This window comes from Streptomyces sp. NPDC030893 (genome assembly GCF_055571535.1).
Genome location: NZ_JBVIFC010000009.1, coordinates 209,312 through 236,270, shown reverse-complemented (window position 1 = coordinate 236,270; position 26,959 = coordinate 209,312). Strand labels below are relative to the sequence as shown.

Annotated in this window: 24 protein-coding genes, 1 tRNA gene and 2 pseudogenes; 20 read left to right on the top strand and 7 right to left on the bottom strand. The window is 69.2% G+C overall.

Going from position 1 to position 26,959, the window contains the following annotated elements:
* Window positions 1-29 precede the first annotated feature (29 nt).
* The 7 genes from ACZ434_RS19340 to ACZ434_RS19310 all read left to right on the top strand — a co-directional run bounded on the left by ACZ434_RS19340 (window position 30) and on the right by ACZ434_RS19310 (window position 8,318).
* Window positions 30-767, top strand: a complete 738-nt coding sequence (locus ACZ434_RS19340) for a CIS tube protein (RefSeq protein WP_468457301.1) — start codon at window positions 30-32, stop codon at window positions 765-767.
* Window positions 767-2,677, top strand: coding sequence for a VgrG-related protein (locus tag ACZ434_RS19335; RefSeq protein WP_468457299.1), 1,911 nt, complete (start codon window positions 767-769; stop codon window positions 2,675-2,677). Before ACZ434_RS19340 ends, ACZ434_RS19335 begins: the two co-directional genes overlap by 1 nt.
* A complete protein-coding gene (locus tag ACZ434_RS19330) occupies window positions 2,677-3,135 on the top strand; it encodes a GPW/gp25 family protein (RefSeq protein WP_468457297.1) in 459 nt (152 codons plus the stop codon). Before ACZ434_RS19335 ends, ACZ434_RS19330 begins: the two co-directional genes overlap by 1 nt.
* Window positions 3,135-5,093: a putative baseplate assembly protein gene (locus ACZ434_RS19325; protein ID WP_468457294.1), complete on the top strand. Its 1,959-nt coding sequence runs from the start codon at window positions 3,135-3,137 to the stop codon at window positions 5,091-5,093. The genes ACZ434_RS19330 and ACZ434_RS19325 overlap by 1 nt, the downstream gene beginning before the upstream one ends.
* On the top strand, window positions 5,090-5,710 hold the full coding sequence (locus ACZ434_RS19320) for a phage tail protein (protein WP_468457292.1): 621 nt from the start codon (window positions 5,090-5,092) through the stop codon (window positions 5,708-5,710). Before ACZ434_RS19325 ends, ACZ434_RS19320 begins: the two co-directional genes overlap by 4 nt.
* Window positions 5,707-7,203 carry an NADase-type glycan-binding domain-containing protein gene (locus tag ACZ434_RS19315; RefSeq protein WP_468457290.1) on the top strand — a complete coding sequence of 499 codons (1,497 nt, stop codon included), beginning with the start codon at window positions 5,707-5,709 and terminating at the stop codon, window positions 7,201-7,203. Before ACZ434_RS19320 ends, ACZ434_RS19315 begins: the two co-directional genes overlap by 4 nt.
* A gap of 92 nt (window positions 7,204-7,295) precedes the next feature.
* The gene (locus tag ACZ434_RS19310; protein WP_468457288.1) at window positions 7,296-8,318 is read left to right on the top strand and encodes a Yip1 family protein; all 1,023 of its coding nucleotides are present in this window, start codon (window positions 7,296-7,298) and stop codon (window positions 8,316-8,318) included.
* A 63-nt stretch (window positions 8,319-8,381) separates the two neighbouring features.
* On the opposite strand, the gene ACZ434_RS19305 is transcribed toward ACZ434_RS19310, so the two are convergent.
* Complete coding sequence (locus ACZ434_RS19305) at window positions 8,382-8,879, bottom strand: phosphoribosyltransferase (protein ID WP_468457285.1); 498 nt, start codon at window positions 8,877-8,879, stop codon at window positions 8,382-8,384.
* Window positions 8,876-9,451: a dCTP deaminase gene (dcd, locus tag ACZ434_RS19300; protein WP_468457283.1), complete on the bottom strand. Its 576-nt coding sequence runs from the start codon at window positions 9,449-9,451 to the stop codon at window positions 8,876-8,878. The genes ACZ434_RS19305 and dcd overlap by 4 nt, the downstream gene beginning before the upstream one ends.
* 508 nt (window positions 9,452-9,959) lie before the next feature.
* Between dcd and ACZ434_RS19295 the strand changes: the two genes are divergently transcribed.
* Window positions 9,960-10,033, top strand: a tRNA-Gly gene (locus tag ACZ434_RS19295).
* A 306-nt stretch (window positions 10,034-10,339) separates the two neighbouring features.
* The gene (locus tag ACZ434_RS19290; RefSeq protein WP_468457281.1) at window positions 10,340-10,882 is read left to right on the top strand and encodes a DUF1707 SHOCT-like domain-containing protein; all 543 of its coding nucleotides are present in this window, start codon (window positions 10,340-10,342) and stop codon (window positions 10,880-10,882) included.
* Between the two features lie 43 nt (window positions 10,883-10,925).
* On the opposite strand, the gene ACZ434_RS19285 is transcribed toward ACZ434_RS19290, so the two are convergent.
* From ACZ434_RS19285 to ACZ434_RS19270, 4 genes and pseudogenes are all read right to left on the bottom strand, one after another.
* On the bottom strand, window positions 10,926-11,405 hold the full coding sequence (locus tag ACZ434_RS19285) for an ASCH domain-containing protein (RefSeq protein ID WP_224219990.1): 480 nt from the start codon (window positions 11,403-11,405) through the stop codon (window positions 10,926-10,928).
* Window positions 11,402-13,468, bottom strand: a complete 2,067-nt coding sequence (locus tag ACZ434_RS19280) for a GNAT family N-acetyltransferase (protein ID WP_468457279.1) — start codon at window positions 13,466-13,468, stop codon at window positions 11,402-11,404. Before ACZ434_RS19280 ends, ACZ434_RS19285 begins: the two co-directional genes overlap by 4 nt.
* Before the next feature lie 198 nt (window positions 13,469-13,666).
* Window positions 13,667-13,819, bottom strand: a pseudogene (locus tag ACZ434_RS19275) (tyrosine-type recombinase/integrase); the annotation flags it as partial.
* A gap of 91 nt (window positions 13,820-13,910) precedes the next feature.
* The gene (locus ACZ434_RS19270; RefSeq protein WP_468457277.1) at window positions 13,911-14,282 is read right to left on the bottom strand and encodes a hypothetical protein; all 372 of its coding nucleotides are present in this window, start codon (window positions 14,280-14,282) and stop codon (window positions 13,911-13,913) included.
* Between the two features lie 166 nt (window positions 14,283-14,448).
* Here ACZ434_RS19270 and ACZ434_RS19265 point away from each other — a divergent pair, with 166 nt between their 5' ends.
* The 10 genes and pseudogenes from ACZ434_RS19265 (at window position 14,449) to ACZ434_RS19220 (ending at window position 23,101) form a co-directional block, all read left to right on the top strand.
* Window positions 14,449-15,705, top strand: a complete 1,257-nt coding sequence (locus ACZ434_RS19265) for a helix-turn-helix transcriptional regulator (RefSeq protein ID WP_350721626.1) — start codon at window positions 14,449-14,451, stop codon at window positions 15,703-15,705.
* A gap of 14 nt (window positions 15,706-15,719) precedes the next feature.
* Entirely contained in the window at window positions 15,720-16,085 is a 366-nt protein-coding gene (locus tag ACZ434_RS19260; protein WP_350721627.1) for a hypothetical protein, read from the top strand.
* Window positions 16,086-17,148: 1,063 nt separating this feature from the next.
* Complete coding sequence (locus ACZ434_RS19255) at window positions 17,149-17,586, top strand: hypothetical protein (protein WP_468457274.1); 438 nt, start codon at window positions 17,149-17,151, stop codon at window positions 17,584-17,586.
* Between the two features lie 104 nt (window positions 17,587-17,690).
* On the top strand, window positions 17,691-18,029 hold the full coding sequence (locus ACZ434_RS19250) for a hypothetical protein (protein WP_468457272.1): 339 nt from the start codon (window positions 17,691-17,693) through the stop codon (window positions 18,027-18,029).
* 120 nt (window positions 18,030-18,149) lie between these two features.
* The gene (locus tag ACZ434_RS19245) at window positions 18,150-19,694 is read left to right on the top strand and encodes a hypothetical protein (RefSeq protein ID WP_468457270.1); all 1,545 of its coding nucleotides are present in this window, start codon (window positions 18,150-18,152) and stop codon (window positions 19,692-19,694) included.
* A 33-nt stretch (window positions 19,695-19,727) separates the two neighbouring features.
* Window positions 19,728-20,465, top strand: a complete 738-nt coding sequence (locus ACZ434_RS19240; RefSeq protein WP_468457268.1) for a hypothetical protein — start codon at window positions 19,728-19,730, stop codon at window positions 20,463-20,465.
* 277 nt (window positions 20,466-20,742) lie between these two features.
* Complete coding sequence (locus tag ACZ434_RS19235) at window positions 20,743-20,913, top strand: DUF4238 domain-containing protein (RefSeq protein WP_468457266.1); 171 nt, start codon at window positions 20,743-20,745, stop codon at window positions 20,911-20,913.
* 136 nt (window positions 20,914-21,049) lie between these two features.
* Window positions 21,050-21,202, top strand: a pseudogene (locus ACZ434_RS19230) (IS701 family transposase); the annotation flags it as partial.
* Between the two features lie 849 nt (window positions 21,203-22,051).
* Window positions 22,052-22,906 carry a YaaC family protein gene (locus tag ACZ434_RS19225; RefSeq protein ID WP_468457400.1) on the top strand — a complete coding sequence of 285 codons (855 nt, stop codon included), beginning with the start codon at window positions 22,052-22,054 and terminating at the stop codon, window positions 22,904-22,906.
* Window positions 22,907-23,101 (top strand): YaaC family protein, encoded by a 195-nt coding sequence (locus ACZ434_RS19220; protein WP_468457398.1) that lies wholly within the window; start codon window positions 22,907-22,909, stop codon window positions 23,099-23,101.
* A gap of 1,105 nt (window positions 23,102-24,206) precedes the next feature.
* Here ACZ434_RS19220 and ACZ434_RS19215 read toward each other — a convergent pair.
* On the bottom strand, window positions 24,207-25,499 hold the full coding sequence (locus ACZ434_RS19215; RefSeq protein ID WP_468457264.1) for a S1 RNA-binding domain-containing protein: 1,293 nt from the start codon (window positions 25,497-25,499) through the stop codon (window positions 24,207-24,209).
* A 399-nt stretch (window positions 25,500-25,898) separates the two neighbouring features.
* Between ACZ434_RS19215 and ACZ434_RS19210 the strand changes: the two genes are divergently transcribed.
* Window positions 25,899-26,942 carry a hypothetical protein gene (locus ACZ434_RS19210; protein ID WP_468457262.1) on the top strand — a complete coding sequence of 348 codons (1,044 nt, stop codon included), beginning with the start codon at window positions 25,899-25,901 and terminating at the stop codon, window positions 26,940-26,942.
* Window positions 26,943-26,959 lie beyond the last annotated feature (17 nt).

Genomic DNA, 26,959 nt, shown 5'->3' with positions numbered 1-26,959 from the left:
CCGAACACCGAGGACGGAGACGAAGGACCATGGCAGCCAAGGGAGGCAAGGGCTCCAAGGGCGGCGCGGGCAAGAGCCTGGTGCGGGCCACGCTGGCCATCCACGAGCCCCCCATCGGCGACAGCACCACCCCGGGCGGTCTGATCAGGACCTTCGACTTCGACTTCAACCCGGCACAGCTGACCCTCACCCGCCGGGCCCAGTGGAAGAGCACCCCGTCCGCCGCCCTGCGGGACGGTCCGCTGCCCGAGTTCATGGGGGCCGAGGGGCGGAGCCTGTCGATGGAGATCTTCCTCGACTCCTCCGGCGACCCCGGTGACAGCAGCGTGCTGAAGAAGGTCGAGGCGCTGTTCTCCTGCTGCGAGGTGACCGCCAAGAGCATCGCCGCGGACCAGCCGTCCACCCCGTGGGTGGTGTTCGAATGGGGGTCGTTCTCCACGGCGCGGTTCACCGCGTACATCGGCAGTGTGGGGGCGAACTACACCCTCTTCGGCACCACGGGCGTACCGATCAGGGCCACCTGCCAGGTGGAGCTGAACGAGATCCCCGGCCAGACCAAGGGCCAGAACCCGACCTCGGGCGCCCTCACCGCGCGGCGCGTGCACCGGGTCGTGGCGGGCGACACCCTGCAGTCGCTGGCCTGGCGGGAGTACGGGGACGCCGCGGCCTGGCGCTCGATCGCCGAGGCCAACGACATCGACGACCCGTCCCGGCTGCCGGGCGGCACCGAACTGATCCTTCCGGCGGCCGGGGAGGTCGCGTACTGATGGTCAAGGCGTCCTTCTCCAACATCGTCGACGTCACGTTCGACGGAAAACCCGTGCCGCCCTACTTCGCGCCGCTGCTCGTCGGCGGCTGGGTCGACCTGGGCGCCGGGGTGCCCGGCGCCTTCCGGGTCACGTTCCGCGACGCGCACGGGATGGTGCTCGGCAAACTGGGCATCAAGTTCGGCACCGAGGTGGTGATCTCCCCCGTCGCCCACGGAAAGGGCGCCGGCGACCCGCTGCTGACCGGCGAGGTCACCGGCATGGAGACCGACTACGACGGCACCGGCACCTTCACCGTGATCCGCGGCTACGACCGCGGCCACCGCATGATGCGCCGCCGCCGGGTCGCCGCCTACCGCAACCAGACGGCGTCCGACATCGCCCGCACCCTGGCCGGGCAGGACGGTGTCGCCGTCGGCAAGGTGCAGTCGACCAGGACGGTCTACGAGTTCATCAGCCAGGCCAACGTCACCGACTGGGACTTCCTGTCCCGGCTCGCCGACGAGAACGACATGGTGATGTCCGTCGACGCCAAGGGGAAGTTCCAGTTCGTCAAACCCGACCCGGCCTCCGGCGCGCCCCCCACCAGCACGCCGGGCGAGAAGAGCCCGTTCGTCCTCCAGGCCGGCACCGACGTGCTGCGCTGCCGGGCCGCGGTGACCTCCGCCGACCAGTACGGCAGGGTCGAGGCGCGCGGCTGGGACGTCGTCGCGAAGAAGGAACTGACCTCGACCGCGCCCACCACCGCCCACCCCGGCATCTCCATCGGCACCACCCCACAGAAGGCCGCGTCGGCGTTCGGGGTCGTCACCCTCGTGGAGACGGAGAAGCCCTACGACCGGCAGAACGAGGTGAAGTTCGCCGCCGACTCCCTCGCCGACGACGTGACCTCGTCCTTCGCCGAGCTGGAGGTCGTGGTGCGCGGCAACCCCAAGCTGCGCCCCGGCGTCCCCGTCACCCTCACCGACGTGGGCGCCCCCTTCGAGGGCAAGTACACGGTGACGTCCGCCCGGCACGTGTTCGGCGACGGCAAGCACTACGAGACCTGGATCACCGTCAGCGGCCGCCAGTGGCGCTCCCTGTTCGGGCTCACCTCCGGCGGCGGAGGCACCGGGGCGGCCGCTGCCGCGCCCCGGCTGCCCAGTGTCGCCAACGCCCTGGTCACCGACGTACAGGACCCGCTCAAGCAGGGCAGGGTCAAGCTGCGGTTCCCGTGGCTGGACGACACGTACGTCTCCGACTGGACCCGTACCGTGCAGCTCGGCGGCAAGCGCGGCGGCGGGATCTTCCCGCTCGACGTGGGCGACGAGGTGCTGGTGGCGTTCGACCGGGGCGCCCTCGACCACCCGTTCGTCGTCGGCGGGCTCTACAACGGCGTGGACAAGCCGTCCCCCGTCCGGGACGTACCGCTGCACGACAGCGTGAAACGGCGGGCGATCCGGCACACCCTGTCCGACCGCGACGCCAACCGCGTCGACCTGCTCAGCCAGACCACCGGCGCCCGCAAGCAGGGCGTCCGCGTCGCCTCCGGCGACGACAAACTGATCATCAACCTGGACCGTACGAAGACGGAGATCACCGTCGACAGCAAGGGCAGCGTCGTCATCAAGGGAAGCCGCTCGGTCTCCGTCGAGGCGGGCACCGACCTCACCCTGAACGGCACACGGTCCGTCACCATCAAGAGCGGCGGCCCGCTCACCCTCCAGGGCCGCGGCGCGGTCAGCCTCAGCTCGTCCGTCGGCGCCGTCAGCGTCGACGCCAAGGGCGCCCTCTCCCTGAAGGCCATGGGCCTGGCCTCGCTGACCGCGATGGGCAGCGTGCAGATCAACGCGGCGGCCGCCGTGGGCATCCGGGCCGCCACCGTCCCGATCATGGGGCTGCTCACCGCCAACGGAAAGCCGGTGATCTGATGGCCGAGCAGTTCGTCGGATCCGGCTGGGCGTTCCCCCTGCGCATCGGACCCACCGGGGGCATCGCCCTGGTCAGCGGCGAGAAGGAGATCGAGGAGGCCATCCGGCTGGTGCTGGCCACCGCGCCCGGCGAGCGGCCGATGCGCCCGGAGTTCGGCTGCGCCATCCACGACCTGGTGTTCGCCCCCGTCAACGAGGCCACCGCCGGCCGCATCCAGCACGAGGTGTACGCGAGCCTCGACCGCTGGGAGCCACGCATCGAGGTCGAGGACGTGGAGGTCACCGCGGGCCCCGGCGAGGGCGTCCTGCACATCGACGTCCGCTACTCCGTCCGCGGGACCAACAGCCCGCGCAGCCTCGTCTTCCCCTTCTACGTCATCCCCTCCCACGACGAGCCCGGCACGAGCGGCACGGCCGGTGCGGGCGAGTCGGGCCCCCTCCCCGAAAGCGACCGCTGATGGCCCTGCCCTCTCCCCACCTCGACGACCGCCGCTTCCAGCAGTTCGTCGACGACGCCAAGCGCTACATCCAGCAGCGCGCCCCGGAGTGGACCGACCACAACGTCTCCGACCCCGGGGTCACCCTGGTCGAGGCGGTCGCCCACATGGCGGACCAGATCGTGTACCGCCTCAACCGGGTGCCCGAGAAGAACCACCTGGCCTTCCTCGACCTCGTCGGCATCACCCTGTTCCCGCCCACCGCCGCCCGTACCGACGTCACGTTCTGGCTGTCCGCGCCGCAGGACGAGCCGGTGCTGCTGCCCGAGGGCACCGAGGTGGCCACCACCCGCACCGAGCGCGACGAGGCCGTGGTCTTCGCCACCGAGCGCGAACTCACCGTCGTCCCCTGCTCGCTGGGCCGGCTGGCCGTGCAGAACCAGGGCGAGCCGGTCGCCGACCGCACCGACGACCTGGCCGAGGGCAAGGACGTCCTCTGCTTCACCGAGGCCCCCCGCCCCGGCGACTGCATGCTGTTCGGCCTCAGCGCCGCCGTCCCGCACTGCGTCGTCGCCCTCGAACTCGACAGCCGCGTCGACGGCGTCGGCGTCGACCCGCGCCAGCCCCCGCTGGCCTGGGAGGCGTGGACCGAGGACGGCTGGACGGAGTGCGAGGTCGACCGCGACGCCACCGGCGGCCTCAACCGGCCCGGCGAGGTCGTCCTGCACGTCCCCGGCGGCCACGTCCTCTCCCGCAACGGCGGCCACCAGGCCGGCTGGCTGCGCTGCCGGGTCACCGAACCCCTCACCGGCCAGCCCTTCTACACCACCTCCCCGTCCGTACGGGCCGCCGAGGCGTACACCCTCGGCGGCACCACCGGCGCCGTGCACGCCGAGACCGTGCGCGACGAGGCACTCGGCGAGTCCACCGGCCTGCCCGGCCAGCGACTGCGCCTGGCCCACGCGCCCGTCGTCGGCGACACCCCGCCCGTCCTGCTGCAGACCGCCGAGCACGACGGCTGGAAGGACTGGGACGTCGTCCCCCACTTCGCCGCCTCCCGCCCGCACGACCGGCACATCACCCTGGACGCCACCACCGGCGAGATCGCCTTCGGCCCCGCCGTACGCGAACCCGACGGCACCCTGCGCCAGTACGGCGCCGTCCCCCCGAAGGGCGCCGTCGTCCGCGCCCGCCGCTACCGCACCGGCGGCGGCAGAGCCGGCAACGTCGCCCGCGGCGCCGTCCGCGTCCTGCGCCGCTCCGTGCCGTACGTCTCCGAGGTCGTCAACCGGGAGGCCGCGCGCGGCGGCGTCGACGGCGAGACCGTCGAGGAGGCCAAGACCCGGGCGCCCATCACCCTGCGCGCCCAGGAACGCGCGGTCACCCTGCGCGACTACGAGGAACTCGCCCGCCGCGCCGCCCCCGACACCGCCCGCATCACCTGCCTGGAAGGAGACGAGAGCGAGCACGGCGCCTACGCGGTCCGGGTCCTGGTCGTCCCCCAGGCCGTGCCGGACCCCGGCGGGCGGCTGCGCTTCGAGCAGCTCGTCCCCGGCGACGCGCTGCTCTCCCGCATCACCCGCCACCTCGACGAACGCCGGCTGATCGGCACCCGCCTCGCCGTCGGCCCGCCGTTCTACCAGGGCGTCACGGTCGTCGCCACCGTGCACGCCTTCCGCGGCACCGACACCGACCGGGTCCGCCGCCAGGCCCACGACGCCCTCTACCGCCACCTCGACCCGCTCACCGGCGGCGCCGACGGGCGGGGCTGGCCCTTCGGCCGGCCCGTCCAGTCCGGCGAGATCTTCGCCGTGCTCCAGCGCGTACCCGGCGTCGAACTCGTCGACCAGGTCCTCCTCCACCCCGCCGACCCGATCACCGGCAAGCGCGGCGAGGCCACCGACCGCATCGACCTGTCCGCCCCGTCCCTGGTGTTCTCCTTCGACCACCGGGTCCGCGTGATCGGGGACGGCGCGTGAGGGGCTCCATCGACGGGCTGGGCTCCTCGGCGCCGATCGGCGCGATGCTGCCCGCGATCTTCGCCGACGACGATCTGGCGCAGCGCTTCGTCGCCGGACTCGACGAGGTCCTCGCGCCCTTCCTGGTCGTCCTGGACAACCTGGACTCCTACTTCGACCCCGCGCTCGCCCCGCTCGACTTCACCCGCTGGCTGGCCGACTGGGTCGGCGCCGAGACCGACGGCATCGAGACCGACGGCGCCCCGGCGGGCGGCCTCACGGGCGGCCTGGCGGGCGGTCTCGCGGGGGAGCAGCGGCTGCGGGCCGCCGTCGCCGCCGCCACCTACCTGCACCGGGTACGGGGCACCCGGCGCGGGCTGTCCGAAGCGGTGCGCCTGGTGTTCGGCGTGACGCCGCGGATCACCGAGAGCGGCGCCGCCGAATGGCACGCCCGCCCGCTCGGCCCGGTGCCCGGCGACCGCCGACCGCACCTGCACGTCTCGCTGGCGCTGCCCGACCCGACCACCGCCGACACCCACCGGCTGGACACCCTGGTCGCGGCCGCCCGCCCCGCCCACATGCCCTACACGGTCGAGGTCACCGCCGCGACCGCCGCCGAAAGGACCACCGACAGATGACCAGCCCCTCCTCCGGACCCGGCCGGGCCGCCCCCAGCTGCGCCGAGTGCGGCACCCCGGCGGAACCCGGTCAGTCCTTCTGCGACTCCTGCGGAGCGGTCCTCGGCTGGGCCGGCGACGGCCGCCCGGGACGCACCGAGCCCACGGCACGGACCGCGTCGGCCCCCGGCGCCGGTACGGGGCCCGCCCGGACCGACACCGGCCACGGGGACGGCCCCGACGACCGGGACCGTCCCACGATCCCGAGCCCCCGCACGGCCCCGGCGCCCTCCGGCAGCCCTCACAGCACCGCGCCGGCGCCCACCCCGGCAGCGACGGCGACGTCGCGGGCCGACGCCCCGTACGGGCACGGTGACGGACACGACGCGCACGGCGGGCACGGCGGGCACGACGGCCACGACGACCGACCGGGCCACGCCACCGCACCCGCCACATCCACCGCAGGAGCCGCAGGGGCCGCAGGGGCCGCCCCCCACCCGGCCGACCCGTACCCCCCGGCCCCCGACGACGACACCGAACCCCTGCCGCACGTGACGAACTCCCCGGAGCCCCCGCAGCGGCAGCACCTCCACCCCCACCACGACGACGACGCCGCGGCCGATGCCGAGCGGGCCAGGTCCCTCCTCGTCCCCGTGGCCGACCCGGAGCCCCGCACCCCGGACGACCCCGCCGTCGCGCCGGTCCTGCCCGGACGCCCCGTCGCCCAACGCCCCCAGACCCGCGCCGTGGGCCCGCAGGCCGACGCCGAGGGCGGCATCCCCTGCCCGTGGTGTTCCACCCTCAACCGCCCCGAACGGCACTACTGCTGCCGCTGCGCGATGTCGATGACCCGCGGCGAGGACACCCCGGGGCGGCTGCCCTGGTGGCGCCGGATGTTCGGCGCCAGGGACGCCGAGCAGGCCTGGGCGGGCGAGCGCCCGCGACTGCGCCGGGGCTTCGGCCACATCTGGAACTGGGTCGTCGCCGCCGTCGTCGTCGGACTGGTCATCGCCCTGATCGTCAACATGGGCGCGATGATCCAGGCCACCCGTGACCACTTCGCCAAGCGGGCCCCGATCGGCCCGTCCAGCGTCAAGGCGTCCCGCTCCTTCTCCGGGCACGGCGCGTCCCTCGCCTTCGACAAGCTCAACAACACCTGGTGGGGCCCCGGCATCGACCTGGCCGCCGAGGGCGAGTGGGTGGAGGCCACCTTCGACCAGCCGACCCGCCTGCTGGACCTCGTGATCACCCCCGGTACCTCGACCAAGCCGGACCAGCTCTCGGCGTCGGCCCTCCCGCGTCAGCTCGACGCCGAGATCACCCTCGCCGACGGCAAGAAGGTCACCCGCACCATCACCCTGGACCAGGCGGCCGGCGGCCAGCGCCGGAAGTTCCGGGTCGGCGAGGTGACCGCCGTACGCTTCATCCTGCGTTCGGCGTACGGAGCCGACCAGAAGAAGCAGGTGGCGATCGCCGAGATCGAGTTCTTCGGCCCGTCGAGCAACAACACCTAGCCGGCGCCCCGACGGTCCTCCGCCCTCCGGAGGACCGCGACGCCCCGTGCCCCTGCGCAAGACGGACACCGGGGCTGACGGGCCCTTAGGGGATGTCACAGCTCGGCCGCAAACCCCCGCCCGAAAGCCGGGGTCCGGCACGCCGCCGCCGGGGACCAGGTACGTTCGATGACGTGGCTGGATTCAGGATCGGACGCGGCCGGAACAACAACGGCGCTCCCAACGCGCGACCGCAACACCCCCCGCACGGGCAGCAGACGCCGCCGGGGCCGTCGTACGGCTACCCGCAGGCGCCGCAGCCTCCGGCGTACGGCCAGGGCGGCGGGGGCGGCAGCCCCTGGCCGCAGGCGCACGGCGCCCGCGGCCAGCACGGCGGCGGGCACGGCGGCCCGGGCGGCTACGGCGAGCCGGAGTACTTCGGCGACGGCGCGTACCCGCCCGGCGCCCACGGCGCCCCGCACGACCCGTACGCGGCGAACAACGCGGGCCACACCCAGGCCTTCTCGATCGACGACCCCTACCACCAGGGCGACACCTACCGGGCCGGCGCGGCCCCGCCCCCCGGCCCGGTCGGCCCGCCGCTCCACTGGAAGGAGCTGCTGAAGGGCATCGTCCTGTCCCCCGGGCAGACGTTCCTGCGGATGCGCGACTACACCATGTGGGGCCCCGCCCTCGTCGTCACGTTCCTCTACGGCCTGCTCGCCGTCTTCGGCTTCGACACCGCCCGCGAGGACGCGATCAACGCCACCCTCTCGAACGCGGTCCCCATCGTCCTCGTGACGGCCGTGGCGATGGTGCTCAGCTCGTTCATCCTCGGCGTGGTCACCCACAGCCTGGCCCGCCAGCTCGGCGGCAACGGCGCCTGGCAGCCCACCGTCGGCCTCTCCATGCTGATCATGTCCATCACGGACGCCCCACGCCTGATCATCGCCATGTTCGCCGGCGGCGACGCGTCCTTCGTCCAGCTCCTCGGCTGGGCGACCTGGGTGGCGGGCGGCGCCCTCCTCACGGTCATGGTCAGCCGCTCCCACGACCTCCCGTGGCCGAAGGCCCTCGGCGCCTCGGCGATCCAGCTGCTCGCCCTGCTGTCGATCGTGAAGCTCGGCACGTTCTGACCCACCGGCCACACACGCAAAGGGGCTCCCCGCGGGCAGCCCCTTTGTCGTGTATGCCGCATATCAGGCGTCCAGCACCTGCCCGTCCCGCCGCACGACCGGAGGCAGGACACTCCACGGGAAGTTGATCCACTCGTCGGTCCGCTTCCACACGTACTCGCACTTCACCAGCGACTGCGCCTTCTCGTAGATCACGGCGCTGCGCACCTCGGCGACGGCGTCGAGGCAGAAGTCGCGGACGAGCTTGAGCGTCTTGCCGGTGTCGGCGACGTCGTCGGCGATCAGCACCTTCTTGTCGGTGAAGTCGATGGCGTTGGGCACGGGGGCGAGCATGACCGGCATCTCGAGGGTCGTCCCCACGCCCGTGTAGAACTCCACGTTCACCAGGTGGATGTTCTTGCAGTCGAGCGCGTAGGCGAGCCCGCCGGCGACGAAGACACCGCCGCGCGCGATGCTCAGCACCACATCCGGCTGATACCCGTCGTCGGCGATGGTCTGCGCGAGTTCCCGCACCGCGACGCCGAACTGCTCGTAGCTGAGGTTCTCCCGCACGCCGCTCACACCTGCGTCCGGTGGAAGTTGAGGTACGACCGCGAGGCCGTCGGCCCCCGCTGCCCCTGGTACCGGGACCCGTACCGCTCATGACCGTAGGGGTGCTCGGCCGGCGAAGTGAGCCGGAACATGCACAGCTGCCCGATCTTCATACCGGGCCAGAGCTTGATCGGGAGCGTCGCGAGGTTGCTGAGCTCCAGGGTCACGTGCCCGGAGAACCCGGGGTCGATGAACCCGGCCGTGGAGTGCGTGACGAGCCCCAGCCGCCCGAGCGAGCTCTTCCCCTCCAGCCGCGAGGCCAGGTCGACCGGCAGCGTGATCACCTCGTACGTGCTGGCCAGCACGAACTCACCGGGATGCAGGATGAACGGCTCGTCCCCCACCGGCTCCACGAGCCGGGTCAGATCCGTCTGCTCGACGGAGGGGTCGATGTGGGGGTAACGGTGATTCTCGAACACCCGGAAGAAGCGGTCGAGGCGTACGTCGATGCTGGACGGCTGCACCATGGATTCGTCGTAGGGATCGATCCGCACCCGCCCGGCGTCGATCTCGGCCCGGATGTCCTTGTCTGAGAGAAGCACGCCCCGAGAATACGCAAGGCGCGCGGAACGCCCACAACCGGCCGCCCCGCGCGCCCACGCCTGCTCGCCCGTCCCTCCCGCGCTACCGCTTCTGCAGGCTGACCGGCACGACACTGCGAAGCCGCGCACAGCGCGGACACCGCAAGAGCCGGCCGGGGCCGAGTCGCTCGGCCTGCTGCATCGGGAACGAGGCGGCGGTGAACACGTGCCCATCGGCACAGCGGACGACGGTGCGCTCCATCAAGTCCAAGAGTCCCTTCCCCAAGAGCCGCGTCTGGCTTGCTGCCCTGACGACAAAAGCCACGTTACGGGATCAAAGGAACGACCCTCCACGCGGCACCCCGGACCCACACCGCCGCTTCACGGTACGCCCCAACGAGTGCCCCGCGCAGCCGCTTCCACCCCCTGAAACACCATCAGGCCCCCGGTCCTGAACACCGGGGGCCTGCCATGGGGTAGAGTGAGCGAGCGTCCGGACACCGCTCCAACGGCGGCGCCCGACACATACGCGGGTGTAGTTTAATGGTAGAACATCAGCTTCCCAAGCTGAGAGCGCGAGTTCGATTCTCGTCACCCGCTCCACGAAGAAGGCTCAGGTCATCGACCTGAGCCTTACTTGTCGTCCAGTCCAATCAGGGGGCGACGTGCCCTCAGCATGCCCTAAGTCGAGTTCGGGCGGTCGCACCAGCACCGTTCGGACGCCCATCAGGCATCGACCCGACCCCTCGTCCCACATCGCGAGACGCAATTCGCGTGACCCGCGCCATACAGTGCGCAAAGGGTCACCAAGACGCATACGCAAAGGGTGGTTTGCGGGACAGGTGGCACCCCGTCCTCCGGGCCTGCCTTGACGGGTTCACCTCGCCGACTCGGCAGTAGGGTGAACCCGTGACCTCCTTACCGGAAGAATCACCGTCACTGATCGGCGAAAACGACCGCGAGGCAGCCGTGCGACGCCTGCAGGAGGCGTACGCGGAAGGACTCATCCCACACAAGGTGTTGGACGAGCGCCTTCACCAGTTGCTCAGGGCCAAGACGCAGAGCGAACTCGCGTCCGCTCTTGTCTCGCTCCCGGAGGAGCAACCGGGAAGCACGGCCACGATCGCCGCCGCCGGTGGACGGATCAAGCGGCGTGGCGTGTGGCGGGTGCCTCGTGTCCTCAAGGTCGGGTCAGCATATGGAAGGGTGCGCCTGGACCTGTCCCGGGCGATCATCGAGCACCCGGTCGTCGACATCGAGCTACAACTAGGAACCGGCGGGGCCAGAATCACGGTGCCTCGCGACGCGGTGGTTGACGTCGAAGGCTTGAACACGGGATGGAAGGACCTGCGCTACAAGGTCCCGCGACGCCCCCGGCCCGGCGGGCCGACGATTCGAATCTCCGGGGTCATGGGATACGGACGCTTGAAGATCCGCCACGCCCTGCGTTGAAGCCCCGTCCGGTGCTTCGGCCCCGCCGGCGGCGAGCGCAGCACTAGGCGGGCACCAGGTCTCCCAGCGCCTCGCGAAGCGCCGTGCCCACGACAGGTCCCGCCACGGCCACCTGTCGAAGCTCGTCGCCCTTCATGTAGCGGTAGCTCTGCGGAGGGTGGAAGGACCCGGCGGAGCGCAGCGCATTGAGCGATACCGGCTCATCGAAGGAGACAGGATTCTCCATCGTGAGACCGCTCGCCTGCCTCGCGCCGCTCATGTAGGCGTCGTACTCCCGCCGGGTGATCCCGGTCTGTCCCCGATGAGCCGACCAGACCTCGCTGGGCGTGGCGACGTAGATGGCGGCAATGCGCGCCATGCCCACCACCGCCATGGTGGGCGCGGTCGCGTACAAGAGGACGGGCGTTCCCGGAGGCGCGGCGACGCGCTGGCGGCGAACCTCCACCGTCTTGCTGCCGGCCAGGATCGCGTTGGCGAAGCGCGGGTGGACGGACAGCAGCATCGCGCGTTCCGGATCGCTCACGTCGTTCGGTGCCCCTCTTGGTAAACCGCCTGGAACAGCTCGCTGCTGATCTTGGACAGTGAGATCAGCGAGCCAGGCGACCACGTTAGCCCCCGGCCCCTGGCCAGCGAGGTCAATCGGCGCAGCGTCACCGGCTTCGGGAAGATCTCAGTGTCCGAGAACCTCAACGCCATGGCGTGACCGGACGCGTCTGCAGCCCTCTCGACCTCAGCCCGACCATATACGCCCAGGTGTTCGAATTTCGAGAACAGAACATCCGGAGTGTCGATGAGCACCTCGTCGAGCCGCGAGCTGCCCACCACCATCTGACCCTCTCCCGTGGAGTTGCCGTCGCTGACGTACCAGAGCAGTCGAGCCGGGACGCTCTCTCCTCGACGCTGCGAAGATCGGTAGTAGACGTGTTCCCTGCTGATGCCCAGGGCGTCGCTCCGCGCGATGAGCATGGCCGGGACGTTGAACAGCTCAGTCGACCAGCGCGGCTTAATGGGCACCATGAAGGACGGCAGCTCGGAGTCGATGACCTTGGCCGGCCACCATGCACGCTCCAGCACGGCGGTCACTTCCGCCGGCATGCCGACGTCAAGCACGGTCGCATCGACAGCAAGCTCTCGGGCCAACCCGCCGGCCACCACCTCCACCTCGGCGGCGGTCCCGCACACGTTCACCAGGAGCGCGACGAGCTCGCCGTTGTGCTCGAAGAAGCCGTCGTCACCGGCCGCGGACCGCGCCGCCTCGGAGGGGTGCGGATCACTGATGCGGACGATCTCGGCCCCGCAATCCCTCCCGAGCCGCTTAAGCAGGAAGAGGAGCTGCCGGGCCAGGGTCTCTTCCAAGGGGTGGCCAGCTGTGCGAAGGGCGGGTACAACCAGGGTTCGGCCGTCCAGCGACCACGCGTAGAGGGCGACCGGTCGGCCCTGGCCGTCCCGGAGAAGCTCACGACGCCATGCGATCCCGCCCTCGTTCAGCGACCGCAGCCGCTCAGAGAAGGCTGAGCCGTCGTCAGCGCCCGACTGCTCGAAGAAGGCGACCAGTTCATCCTCCGCGCCCGGCGCCACCTCCGCGGACCGGAACTCCGTCCCCATCAGGTCAGCCGGGCGATACACCTGGGCCTGCCGCAGCTCATCGACGTGAAGCGTCACGGTCGACGGTGAGACGACCCGGACGCGAGCGACCTCCCAGGCCACGTCTGTCAGGCGAGACAGCAGCGGATCACGGGTCGCCAGGACTTGTAGACCAGCACACGAGGTCTCGGCCACATACCGCATGCCCCGCAGAAGTGCTGGGTCGGCAGCCAGGCCGGGAACCGCCTGCGTAGCGGCTTGCACCAGTTCGCGGGTTCGCTCCTCCACGGCCGCAGAGCCGGGAGAAAGCTTGTGGAGCCCGGTCAGCGCCGCCTGCTGGTGCTGACGCTCTGCCGTGTCCGTGAGGTCCCGGATCTGATGGACCAACTGCGGGGTGTAGGCAAGCTCAACGAGATCCGCCATCCATCCGGCTTCGAGCGCACGGGACTCCTCGGCACCGGTGGTGTCCGTGAGGCCGCGCAGATCGGCGAACACACCATGGTCGACCGTCACCACGAGGAGCGCGTCGCTCTCCATCTCCGTGAACAGGTCCGGATGGCCTAGGTCCAGCCACCAGCCGTCCAAGATCTCCCCGTCACGACCACGCCCACGGACCTCACCGTCCGGAACGAAGCCCAGACTCCTCCACATCCCGCTCAGGTCATAGTCCCGACGGCACTTGGCCTTGATCCCAAGGCGTTGTGGATACCGCTCCTTGATGCCCTCCACCAGACGGCCCGCAATTCCCCGCCCCCGTTCCTCCTCAGCCACACACAGGTGCGCGAGTCGGATACGCGCGCTCCTCTTCGGCAGCCCGAACAGCGCGTAGCCGATCACTTCGCCGGCCTCGACCGCAACCAGAAGGCCACCGTCCTCAGCTGCCTTCTCATAGGCAGGAGGCGTCAGAAGCCCCAGCGTCTTCGTGTACCGGTCCCCCAGGGCTATGGCCTTAACGATCAACTCTTCTTGCGCGGGCGAAACGGACACCAGCTTGATCGCCATTACTACCCCCTCCAGTTGTGGCTGATCGCGACCGGCCACAACTCCCCTGTCACTGCATACAGGGAGAAGCTGATCTCAGTTGCTGCCATCCCTCAAGGGGGCACGAGGGGCGCACGGTGCTGCGGAGACCGTCGCCTGCCTCCAGAGTCCGGCCGATGGAACCGTCCCGCCGGACTCGTAGCCCCGATACCGGTCCGCCTAATTGGCTTCCGACCGATCGGCACCCGCCTCACGCAAGCGCTCGCGCACTTCAGTGTCGATCCCCTGAGCCAGCCGACGTTGGTGCTTGACCGTCGAGTGCTGGTAGATGAGCTGGGCGCGCTCCGAGGACTGGCCGGCGCGCACCGCGAGACCGGGGCGGCCAGTGAAGACGCGTCGTGCTCGTTCCTGGTCGGGAAGGGTGGCGCCAGACGAGCGCACTGGCAGCTCGGTCGGGGCTTGGTCAGCCATCGTCCTGGTCCTTCTTCCGGGTCGCGCGGTAGACGTCGGCGAAGCGTCTGGTCAGCGCGCCGACGTCGCTCATGTACTGGTAGGCGATGAAGTGGGGGGACTGCTCCGTCGGCCGGCGCGTCAGGTCGAGGACCCGGTAGCCCGCTCGGAACAGCGCCTGGACGGCCGGGTCCTCGTCAAAGCCGAGTTCCTCGGCCATCAGCACTCTCAGGTGGCTGACCAGGTCACGGGTCGTGGCGTCGATCACCAGCCGTTCGGGCATCATCAGGCGAATGGCCAACGCAGTGTCCACGACCTCGTCGACCGCCTCCAGGACGATCGACACTGCAGCCACGTCGGACGACGTGACGCTTCCTGCTGCCATATCCGCACCCCTTCTCCGGTCTCCACCGTTGTCGTGCCTGACAACGTCCAGAAAAGCGGCTCGCGTTGGCGCGGACCACGGCATCCACGGGGCAGTCCTGGGACACTTCTGGGACAGCCCGGTGCCGTCGGGTTAGACGCGGGTTGATGCGTGGAAAGGGGGCGGCATGGGGCTTGCGGAGAGGCGCAGGGCGCTGGGCTACAGTCAGGAAGAGCTCGCGCACGCCCTCGGCGTGGACCGACGAACCGTCGGCCGCTGGGAAGGCCGCACCACCACCCCGCAGCCGCCGCTGAGACCACGGCTGGCCGAGTTGCTCCACCTCGACCTTGACGAACTCAACGCCTTGGTGGGACAGCCACGAGCAGCCCGACCGGAGTCGGCAGGGCCGCCGCCTCGCGACCACCACGGCTCAGGGGACCTCGACGACATGATCCGACGCCAGTTCCTGCGTGCCATCACCGTCACCAGTGCCCTGGTGGCCCTATCCCCCGACGAGGGCGCAGCCCTCGCGGAGGGCGCGCTGCGCGGGATGTCCGACGACTTCCTGCGCATGAACGGACACCTGTGGCAGGTCTACCAGCTCGCCCGCGCCAAGCGTTCCGTCTACCCCGTCGTCCGCGACCAGCTCACCGCCCTGAACGAGACCCTCGACGAGCGGCCCGAGGCCGAAGCACAGGCCCTGTGCGGCGTGGCCGGCGACCTCTTCCAGCTCGCCGGAGAACTGGCCTTCGACGGCAACCGCTACACCGACGCCGCCGCCTCCTACACACTCGCCGCCTCTGCCAGCCAGGAGGCGAAGTCCTACGACCTGTGGGCGTGTGCCCTCGTCCGCCACGCCTACGTCGATCTGTACGAACGCCGCTACGCCGACGCGGTCGGCACGCTGTCGGCCGCCGAGAAGGTGGCACGGCGCGGCGATGGCTCCCTGTCCACCCGCCACTGGGTCGCCGCCGTCCAGGCCGAGGCATACGCCGGCCTCGGCGACCTCTCCGCCTGCGAGCGCGCCCTGGACGAGGCGGAGAAGGTGACCGGCCTGAGTGGGCCGGCCCACAACGGTGGCTGGCTGCGTTTCGACGGCTCCCGCCTCGCAGAGGAACGCGGAGCGCGCTACGTCCAGCTCGGACGCCTTGACCTCGCCGAGAAGGCACTCAGTACCGCACTCAGCCAGCACGTCCTCGCTTCCGGCCAGTCCTTCCGCCGACGCGGTGCGGTCCTAACCGACCTCGCGGCCATCGGCGCCCGGCGACAGGACCCCGACCAAGTACTCGCCTACGGCGGGGAGGCGCTGCGACTCGCCCGCACGACCTCCTCCGGTTACGTCGCCCATAAACTTCAAGGGCTACGAACCGACCTCGGCCCGCTCACCCACGACGCTCGTGTGGCGGAACTGGGCGCCGAGATCGACGCACTGTGCACGACGTGACGAGAGGGGAAGGCATGTCGCAGTCCGAGGGCGCCCGACTGTTCCGCGAGGCTTGGATCAACGGAGTGCGCAAGCACTTCCCCGGCGAGCCCAAGCCCGGCTACGTCACTCCCTGGGAAGAGACGCCCGAGTGGGAGCGCCAGGCCGCCGGCGCCGTCCACGACCAGGTGCGCCAGTTCCTCGACCTCAGCGACCGCCACGCCTCCCGCCTCACCCGCGAGCAGAAGAGCCGCTTCGTCGCCACCTGCTGGACCGCGCAAATGTACAAGCACTTCGAAAACCCGAAGCCCGGCTACGTCGCCGACTGGCCGGACCTGCCCGACTGGCAGAAAGAGACCGACGCGGACATCTTCGAGGCGATCGAGGACGCCATGAAGTAGTCGCACGCCGGGACTCCCGTTCAAGTCGGCCTGCGCAACCGCCGGGCCTCCCGCAGCGTCGATCGACCCCTCCCTTCGTGGCTCGTTTCCGGCCGCCGCGTCGCGGCTCAGCGCCTGTTGGACCGGCGCGGCGAGGAGGCCGGTCAGCCGGCGGACCCTGTTGAGCATGCGCGCGTTCCGCGGGGTCTCTGGTTGTCCCTTTTCGGGACGGGCGTCATGTCCCGACTCGGGACAAACCTCTTGTCCCGACTCGGGACGGGCTTCCTCCCCCACGACCGCCGAGGCTTTGACTGTCATCATCGCGGCCGGCCCACAGCCGCCCGCAACACCGTCGTAGCCGTGAACAGTGTGCTCGCCGTACGGTCAGCGACGACGCCTTCACAGTCAACGCCGCGTACACGGTGTCACGGCGTCGTGCCCATACCGTGCACTTCAGCAAGGACGAACACGGTTAACACAGGTACCGGCAAGCGCTCACGCCTATCGCCGCGCGCCAAGGCCTGCGCAAGTCATACGTGGTAGGCCGCCCCGAGTTCGTCGCTTGCCAAGCTGAGAGCGCGAGTTCGATTCTCGTCTCCCGCTCCCCATGAGACCCCTTGCGCTGCTCCGGCTTCGACCGGAACCGGCAGGGCTTCGGCTTGGCACCGGCCGCGTACGGTCTCCACCCGTGCGCCGGGTTGCTCGTGCCTCGGACGACGTGGCAGGCGCACCGCTTGGCGGCCCGGCTCGGGAGCAGGTCCGTGGTCTGAGGTTTGCGTTCCCTCCTGACGGCACGGCGCAGCACGTGGAGACGCAAATCCGCCAAATTGCGATCCCGCGGAACCCTCCCACTCTGGCTGGCAAGCCCGTCGCCCGAATGGTGTAGCCACCGTCACAACCAGGACATCTACCGCGCCTGGAGATACGGAGGAGAAGCGTCCGCCGTCCTACCTGGCTGGATTCCGCCTGTTTCCACACCAATCGTTTATAGACGAGGCAATGCATTTCGATTGAGGCAGTCTGACGATCTCCGCACGCTGTGCTGGCATATGTCGCCAATCCACAGCATCAGGGGGAATTGATCATGAGTGATGCACTGAACGTCATGCAGGTGGCCACCGGTGGGGCCGCGGTGTTGGTGGCCGAGATGGCCAAGAGCAGCTGGGAGACCGTCCGTGCAGCGATGGCCCGGCTATTCCGCAGGGGCGGCGAGGAGACGGCCGAGCAGGAGTTGCGTCTCCTGGACACCGCACATGATCGGCTGGTCGGTAGCCCCGACAGCGAGCGTGCCGGCATCACGCAGACCTTGGAGCAGGAGTTGATGATCCAGCTAGCCGCATTCCTGCAAAAGAACCCCGACGCGGCAGCTGAGCTCAAGAGCCTGGTGGACCGGTCCGACGAGGCCGACGAAGTCTGGGGGCGCGTGAGCGTGCACGACAACACCGGCAGCCAGGTGGTCATCGCGGGAGGCTCAGCCACCGCTGGCGACTTCTCCTACGGCATGCCGGAGGGCAAGAAGTGAGCGACCTGAACGAGCCCGGCTCCGACGCGGGACCACCCGTGCCCCCGACACCCACGACTGCACCACCGCTGCCGTCGGCCTCTCCTGAACGGGCGAGGATGAGCGTGGATGTCCACAGCGTGGAGAGATCGCAGATCATCATCGCCGGCGGCGATGTCACCATGGTGGAGAAGCAGCGACTGACCGTTGCCGACATCCCCCAGGTCGAGCTGGACGTCGTGAGCAGGGCGTGGGTGGACACGGAACACAGCGGCGGTACCGTCATGACGGCAAGCGACGCGGTATCCCTGCTGACGTCGGACGGACCGGCACTGGCAGTGATCTCGGGAGCCGGCGGCTACGGCAAACGCACCGCCGGCACCAGGGCCCTGTGGCAGGTCTCCCGGGCCGAGCGAAATACCGACGGTGAGCCACTTCCGCTGAAAGCCATCAGCCCAGACTAGGACAGGCCGGAGACACCGGACATCGGCTCCCTGCCAGATCAGCCGGGCACGGCCTATCTGCTGGACGTCGCAGCGGAGATCAGCGGCTGGGAACAGCCTGCCGAGGTCGCTCAGGCGCTGGTGACGCACGGAGAGAGGCTTCGGCGGATCGGCTCCTACCTCGTCGTCATCGCAGACGAGCACGCCTGGCCCGAGGGTGCGTCCGGAACGCTGGGCCGGGTCGTCGTCCGGACAAAGAGCAGGCCAGCCCCGCATCGGGTAGCCGAGAAACATCTTGAGTTCCTTTACCGCAAGCCCGAGCGCGTCCGCTGGCTCAACACCACCCTCAAGCCCGACGGCACGGGCATGGTGGGCCAGGCCGCACACCTGTTGTCGGAATCCTCCGCACCCGCTGCCGCCGCGAGGCTGGCTGGTGACCTCGCCCAGGCCGAGGATTCCGCAGAGGGACTGAACACAGCGCTGTCTGCCTTCCAGCAGTGGCGCACAGAGGTGAACGCGGTCTTCAAGGAGACGGGTCCCGCCGACCGCGCCTTGCTGGTCGCGACACTCTTCCTGAGCGGCAGCGAAGCCATCGCCATCCAAGATGCCTCTCGGCGCCTGCTGGGCAGGGGACCACAGAACGACGTGGAGGCCATTCTCACGGGCCCCGACCTCTCCGCTCGGCTTCGCACAGTCGGCGCAGAAGTGGCTGGTCGTCACGCCACTTTCGACCATAAACCGGGCTACGCCCAGGCTGTGCTGAACCACCTCTGGCAACAGCGCCCCGACATCCACAAGCACCTGCTCAAGTGGCTCGACACCATCACCGCACCTGGTGAAGCCGGCGCTTCCCGCTTGGCGGTCATCAGTGCTCTGCTCGTTGAGCTGGCCATCACCGAGAAAGACGTGAGGATCATCGACCAGATCCGCGCCTGGATCGGCAACGGCAGCACAACCGCCCAGCATGAGGAACTGATCGCAGGAGTCTTCACCAGGGCCGCCCTGGCCGACGCTCTCGGTGCGAAAGTGCGTACAAGGCTGCTGGACTGGGCCCAGTCGGACGAGGAGCCCGTAGCCAAGGTCGTCGCCCTCGTCTGCCAGGGCGAGTTCGCCACCCACTACCCACGTCAGACCCTCGTGCGCCTGCGGCACATCCTCGACCGCCCAGAACCGGACACCGCCGTACGAGCCGCGGAGACGGCCGTGCGTGCCATGGCCGTCCAGCCAGGCCAGCTGTCCCGGGTGTGGGAAACAGTCATCAAGTGGGCCACACAACATGGTCACCTGGCCGGCCACCGCGCCTTCCTCTCCCTGCTCGACCCGCAGGACGACGCATACGTCCTTCAGGTGCTGATGGAGGCCGCGGGCCGCACGCCTGAGGTGAGGGCCGCCATTCTGCGGGGCTGGCACGCCGCACTGGCCGACATCCGTGTCGCCAACCAGTGCCGTGACCTGATGGTCGCCTGGGCACGCGTCCGAGCCGAGGGCCTGGTATCCCGCGATCTCGTCACCGACATCCTCCGCCAGGTCATCAGCGAGCACCTCTACACCAGCCCGGTGGCGGCCCTCGTCTTCGGAGAGCCCGGCGTCCAGTACGACGAGCCCGTCATCGCCCTCCGTAAAGACCTCCACCTGCCGATCCTCACCGAAACGCCGCCCATCGGCTCTGAAACCGCGGAGTCCTGAGCCGTGACTCTTTCCCGATGGTCGCGGCGCCGCATGCGGCGAATGCTGCGGCGCCGCTTATCCCGCTTCGAGGTCCGCCTGCCCAGCAAGGTTCCGGGCATCGGCTTCACCGCCCGGATCACCGCCACCGTCATCACTAACCCCCCGTACCCAGAGAGGACGGACGACCTCGCCGCAGCCATCAGAGCCACCCTGCGCAAGGCGGCATTCGACGTTTCACGCAAGTGCGATCCCGCTGACCTCGCCACCGCACGAGACACGTGCGGACGCCACCTCGCAAGCAGACGGTCGCTGGCCACCGAGCCACCCGTCGAATACGAGGCCGTGCTCACCCTGGATCTGCTTCCTGACGATCAGGCGGCCGTCAGATCGTTGCTCGCCGCCCAGCGCCGCCAAGCGGTGAGCGACCTTCTCCGTCGACAGACCACCGAAGCCATGGCGGAGGAACTCACCCACCCTGCCGCGCTGCTCGTACGGTGGATTGAGCAGCAACCCGACGACTGGAAGAACCTCCCGAGCCCGGAAACTCTCCGCAAGATCACTGAAGCCTTCTCCCAGTACCGCCCCGAAGCCGAGCGCACTGTCGAGTACGCGGCCCTCGAAGTGATCCGGGAGTTCCTCGACAGCTTCCAGGACCCACCGCAAAGGCGCATGGTCTACGAGGTCCTCGCCGCCGGCATGCGTCACGCGCAGCGCCCCGATCACGCGGCGAAAGCAGAATTCCTGGTCAATGGGCATCCAGGCCCATCTGCTCCGGAGAACGGCTCATGAGCGGACCGCGGTCGTTAACAGCTGACGACCGTGGCAGCTGCCAATGAGCACGGCCTTCTGGCGCTGGGTCCTCTCGCCGAGGACCAGTTGGCACGCCTGGCGTCTGGTCCGGGCCAGTCGGCGGACCGTCTCCTTCGACACTGCTTGGCGGCACAACCGCATTCGTCTCCATCCCGACGAAGTGGCTTACCGGCGGAACGGCCACCTTCCTGACGGTACGAGGGAGGGGTGAAACAACGCAGTATCCGATATCAGTACCTCGTGCGAGGCTCGTGGGGTGGACGAGTGGGATCTGGAAAACGCTGATCCGAGCCAGCAGGTAGGGGCACGACACCACACGGTGCCCGCCTTCTACCTTCGCAGGTTCGCCAACTCCCAGAATCAGCTGTGGGTCCGCGACCGCCGCAGAAGGTCGAGGGCAGCGCGGCGAGCGCGCTGCGCCGCGTGACCTCGACCGTGACGTGGGGACGACCGATCTCGCCCAAGGACAAGACCGACCTCTGCGTCTTCGTGGCCTTCCAATACGTCCGCGGGCTCCGCAAGCGCCGCGAGATCGAGCTCATGTCGGACTTCTACGTCCGCGTCTGGACGAGCACCAGGTGCGCCGCTTCACCTCCTGGTCGCGCTGGGTCACCCTGGCCATGCTCGCGCACGCCTTCCTGGCGGTCACCCGTGCGGCAGAACATGCCCGCCATCCCGCTCCGGACGGGTTGGTCCCGCTCACCTGCAACGAGATCCTGGGTCGGAGGAGAGCCGAAGCGCCCAGGCCGCTCCGTATGCTCCGGCCACCGCCAGCAAGGCCAGGCCAGGCCAAGCAAGGACAGCGCGGCAGTGAAGCCGCTCACGGGATGCCACCACCCGGGAGGCCCGTCTCACGCCCCGTCACCCTCGCGCCGGGACGCCCATTGGCAGGCGCTCTCCCGCACGCACTCCGCGTCGTACACATCTGCCGCTCCGTTCCCGCCCGTGCCGGAAGCGTGGGGGTATCCCGGGGAGGCATACGCAGTCCCGAAGGGCACGAGCCGCAACGGGGCGCAGACCCGGAGACGGCAGTCGGCGCGCCCAGTCACCCGGCGTCGAGTGCTACAGCCACGGTGCCCGACGCGCGCACACCCCGCGAGGCGACCGAGTCCATCGGTGCCCCGCGGGTGTGCCGGCGCGTCATGCGGGGGCAAGCGGCGCCTCTGCCCGCGCGATCAGGCGCCCGCTTCGTTCCAGGGCGGCGACGGACGCCGCGCAGGCCAGTCCGGTCGCAGCCAGGGAACACCACGTCAGCCAGGAGGCGTCCGCGCGTCCTTCGCCCTGCAGATGCTCGACGAGCACATGGACACCTGCGTACGCACCGCCGTGGCGGACGGCAGCGACAGCGGCGACATCAAGCTGACGGAAGCCAGCGACGCCATCGCCCGCCTCGTGCGCTCCTGACGAACGGCAGGAACGCGGCGGCCGGCACCGCAGACAACGCCAAGGTCGCGCAACGCAACTTGACGCTGCGCTCCTGGTCACGCCGATCATCCTTGCGCATTATCCCGCCTTGCCGAATCCCGAGCAGTCACACTGTCCTTCACGGAAGAAGGCGGGAGCACATGAACGGGACGACAGCGATACAGCTGGGGCTGCGACACTGCCGTACGAGCCTGGCGGACAAGAGTCACCTCAAGAGTTCGGCCTCCAGGAGGAAAACCTTCTCCGCCGCCCTGCAACAGTTCGAGGAACAGATGAAGGCGGCCGAGGTCGTCTCTCCCGCCACTCGCCCCATCAACTTGTACTACGGTCTCGTCCAAGCCGGACTGGCTATAACGGCCGCCCACGCGCAGGGGACATGGACCTTCGACAAGCACGGTCTGAAGATCCCGGACATGAAACACGACATCCCCGACATCGCAGTCAGGCCGGAGGGGGTGGGTGCGTTCCAGGCAGTCTCTGACACCACCGGGTCGGAACGCACCACAGGCGCAGTCAGCCTCGGATCCATATGGAACTCGATACCTGAACTCGTCGAGGTTCCGCTCGAAGGATCGAAGCACACCCCCGCAGTTGACCTGTTGGCAAGCAGTTACGTGTCTGCCAGGAACGCGGGCAGGTGGTGCGACGACACTGCTACTGAAACCGCAGGATACGTTCGCGCCACCGTCTTCGTACACGAGGACACTCCCCCACTGCCAGGCAGGAAGTCGTGGGTCAGGGACTTCATCGCCAGGTACCAGGGCCTCCAAGGCGCGCGAGTATGGGGCCCTGAGGATGAGGCATTCGAGGAACTCAAGGCCGGGTCCTTCTCCGTCGAGCTGTGTTGGCCGGCTCCCCAGAACGACATGCAAGAGGCGGACATCGAAGAGTTCTTCGAAGCTCGGGCACCGGTCTACCGCTTCAGGGCGTACCGCTACCTGCGGCCCGCTTTCGAGACGAGCAAAACGCCACCGACACCGCTGATGTCCTGGTAGCTGCTCCTCTACAGCTTCTCCATGCTGGCGCGTTATCAGCCACGCAAGTGGACCGATGCGTTGGACATCGACCGGTCCCCCGATGCTGCGGCTCTGGAGTACGCCCTGAATACTGCACTTGAAGTGATTCCTCACCTCGTGCTGGAGGGTCTGCAACAGAGGTCAATACCCCTGTCCAAGCACCTGGCCCTGTGAGCCGCGAGGTCACATCCAGGCCACATGAGCCCGGGAAACGGCGTTGACCCATGAGAACTACCGGAAGCAGTTTCCGCAGGTCACCGCACACTTCGCAGAGAATGCCAGGTCAGCGCCCCGCCTCCTCCAATCGCCGGACTTCTGGCACGAACCGCCCTCCCCCTGATCGTTCGCCGTCTCACCAAGCGCCACCCCCGCTGAATCGTCCATCTGCCCGGGCAGCCACGACCGCCCGCGCAGCAGCGAGGTACCGCTTTCCCCCGCAGCGGCGTTCACACGGCATGGAGGTCTCGCCCAGACCGACCAGGAATCACGTGTGATTGCCTACTTGAGCCTGCGCAGACACCTCGGAACCTCTGCGGATCCGGGACACCGGTAGCGAGCGGCGCAGCATTCAGCCCGTCGGCCTTCCCTGTCGTCGGTACTGGGTAAAACCTCGGTCCACGCGCGTACCACGTCACCGACGTCCAGCAACAGCTCCCGGACCTGCCGGAGCAGAATGCGCAGGACCACAACACCCGCGACGCTCCCAAGCCCCATCGCGATCCACCACATCGGCTGCCTCCTCGCCCAGTGCCCCAGACTGCCTGTGGTGAAGATCGAAGTCTGTACCCAAAAAGCCGCTTTTTGTGATCTTGGCGCCGCCCGACCGAGCGCCGAGGTGTGCAACCGCAAGTCGCCGTGTCAGCGGCAGTGCACTCCTAGCGGCGCTACACCGTCAAGGGCTCGCGGGCCTACCGCGAAGCACCACTGTCCGACCTCGTGCCCACAGCGTTCCCGTACGACCGGACAGCAACGGTGAACAGCGGCGCGAAACAGGTCCCAGAGATCGTGCTCCGGTCCAGGAAAGCGCAGGTGAGGGCGGTTGCGGCGAAGAGGCGCCGTCGCTTCCCAAGCTGAGAGTGCGAGTTCGATTCTCGTCACCCGCTCCAGGAGTGAGGCCCAGGTCAGCGACCTGGGCCTTAGTCATGGGCGGCGACCAGCTATCGTAATGCCGGATTCACACCAGAACACCGAATACTTTGAGCGCAGCCGCGTGGGCTGAGCGATGAGTCCCGGTGCCCCATCGCCTGCTGAGGCGGCAGGGCACCGGGGAGAGCTCTGGTCAGGCGGCAGCCCCTTGCTCGTCGGCGGGCTCCGGTATCTCCTTGACGAGGATCCGGTCCCGCTGCGGGTCCACGGAAAGGATCTCGACCCAGATCATCTCGCCGGGCTCGATCTCCCCGGCGTTGAGGTCCTGGCGCAGCTCCTCCGACATGGCGGTGCAGTGCAGGATGACCGGCCGGCGGCGTCCGGGCAGCTTGAGCAGCGCATAACCGCCCTGCCCCTCCGCCCTCGTGCGGACCACCTCGCCGTCGAACCGGTCGCCGACCGACAGCCGGGCCTCCTCCCGGGCGGCCGGGGCGTTCCGCGGAACGGTGGTGAGCGGCCGACCCTGGCGCGGCGGCTTGACGAGACGCAGCAGGATGCGCCGCCGCTCGGTGTCCATACGGACCACCGCGACCTCCACGTCGTCCCCGGGCTCGATTCCGGCCGCGGCCACCACGTCCGACTTGGCGAGCAGTCCGTTGACACCGTGCGCCACATGGACGAAGACGCCGAGCATGGGATGGACGTTGTGGACCGTGCCCGTGAAGACCTTGCCCACCGGGTAGTCGGCGCTCAGCGCCGGCCAGGGATTCAGGCTGCCGGCCAGCAGCGTGTACCGCATGTCGCCGCGGGCGTCCACGTCGAAGGCGCCCTGCAGGCGGGTGCCGACCTCGTACTTGACGGTCATGTCTGTCACCACCCGGGTGTAGTCCACGTCCGCGTTGGACAGCACGCCGTGCCGACCGTCGTCCGTCTCGACCACGACGAACTCCCGGGACGCGGAGACGACCCGGGCCGGCACCGGCACCGTCCCGCCACCGATCATCGGCAGGAGCGTCATCTCGACCACACTCTCCTCGCGTACGGCCTCCAGCGCGAGGCGCAGTTCCTCTCGCATCCGGTTCATGTGGGCATAGTGCGAGGAGTAGGTGATCGTCCGCAGGTCCTTCACGTCCGACGGGATCTCCTTGAGGTCCTGCGTCAGGTAGATCATCTTCTTGCCGAGGAGGTAGGCCCAGGCGAACTCGATCGAGACGTTCACGGATTCGTCCGAGAAGATGACCAGGACGATCTCGGCCTGCTGGATGCCCTTCCACACCGGCGTGAGGACGGAGTCGCCGCCGTACAGGGCGTCGGCGCGAACCGGCGTCATCCCCAAGCTGGAGATGAGCGGCACGAGCTCGGACTTGAAGAAGCTGTCATAGTCGAACAGCTCGCCGTCGGTCGTCCTCTTGACGCCGAAGGGAGTGGCGACGAAGACGTTGCCGGGTATCGGCCGCTCGTCGCGGGTGAGTCGGTGGGTGACCACGGTGCTTGCTCCTGTCAGGTGGTGCGCTGGCCCTCCGCGAATCGGGGGAGGGGTGGGTCCGGTTCGACCACGACCTGAGCTTGCGCCTGAGGCCCTGACAGGGTCAGCAGTCGCCTCGCTGACACTTGGCCGCCCCTTCGGGCGCGCTGTCAGCAACTGTGTCAGCGAAGTGTCAGTCATTGGTTGGAACATCTGCCGCAACCCGTGCCAACCCGTGCCATCGACTGTAAATTTGACGATGTGCCTGCACCAAATTACGCCGCCGACCTGCCCGTCGGCAGACTGCGCGTCCGGCTTCTCGGCGCGCTCCAGGTCGTCGGTCCGGAGGGAATCCCACAGGAGTTACCCCCGCGGGACAGACGGAAGTTGCTGCTGAGACTCGCGGTGGAGCGAGGTCCGGTGAGTGTCGAACAGCTCTGCGTCGCGTTCGAGCGGGACAGGCCCGCCGTGCACACGCTGAAGAAGCGGCTCGTCGACGACGGCTACCCGGTGGAGGTCGTCGGGCGCGGCGGATACCGGCTGGCCCTCGACCGGTACAGCGTCGATCTCCACGAGTTCATGGACGCGATGGAGGCCCTGCCCCCGAGCCCCACGGCCGGCGAACTGGACCGGCTGGCCCGGATGTGGGCGGGCGACCCCGCCGAGCACCATGAGCTGCCCAGGGAGATCTGGCAGCCCGCCCGCCGCGGGCTGCGGCGGCTTGCGGAGGCGCTGCGCGCACTCCCGGAGTCGGAGCGCCCGGCCTCCGCCCGGGCGCTGCCGGAGCTCTTCCCCAAGGATCGCGACCTGCGCGTCCTGATCCCCGCCCCGCCCCGTAAGAACCTGCTCATCGTGGATGACACGGACGCCGACGAGCTGGGTGAACGGCTGAGCGGCCGCTGCAACATCATCCCGTTGAAAGGCCTGCCGGAATGGCGGGACTTCTGTTCCGGCTCCCGGCCGTACCAGGTGAACGGTGCGCCGATCGGCCTGCACCAGGTGGACGGTGCGCTGATCGACCTACATCTGGACGACCAGGCCTCGCGCAACGGCATGGAGATCATCGAGCACCTGTGCAAGTACACCCGGATTCCCACGGTCCTCGTCTCCGCCTACCCGGACCCCGCGATCGGTGAGTTGAACAGCACCTTCCTTCAGCGGCACCGGCTGCTGCGCGTCGTACCGAAAGGGCTGAAGGGACGCGATCTCTACAACTGTCTCGACGAACTGGCCAGGCAACTGTTCGACGACTCCGCCCCCTACCAGCTCCTGCGGCTACGAGCGCAACTGGCTCACGCTGTCTTTAGGCTGGAGGAAGAACGCGCCCATCCGCGCAACCGGGCCAGGGCATCGGCCGCGCCCTGGGAGCGCGAACGGCACCGGGCCCAGGAGGCGATCGACCGTCGCGACGTCCGCGCCGCGACCCGTCTGGTGGGCGAGTTCTGCAACGCCGACTGGAGCTAAGCAGGCCGCAGCGCCAC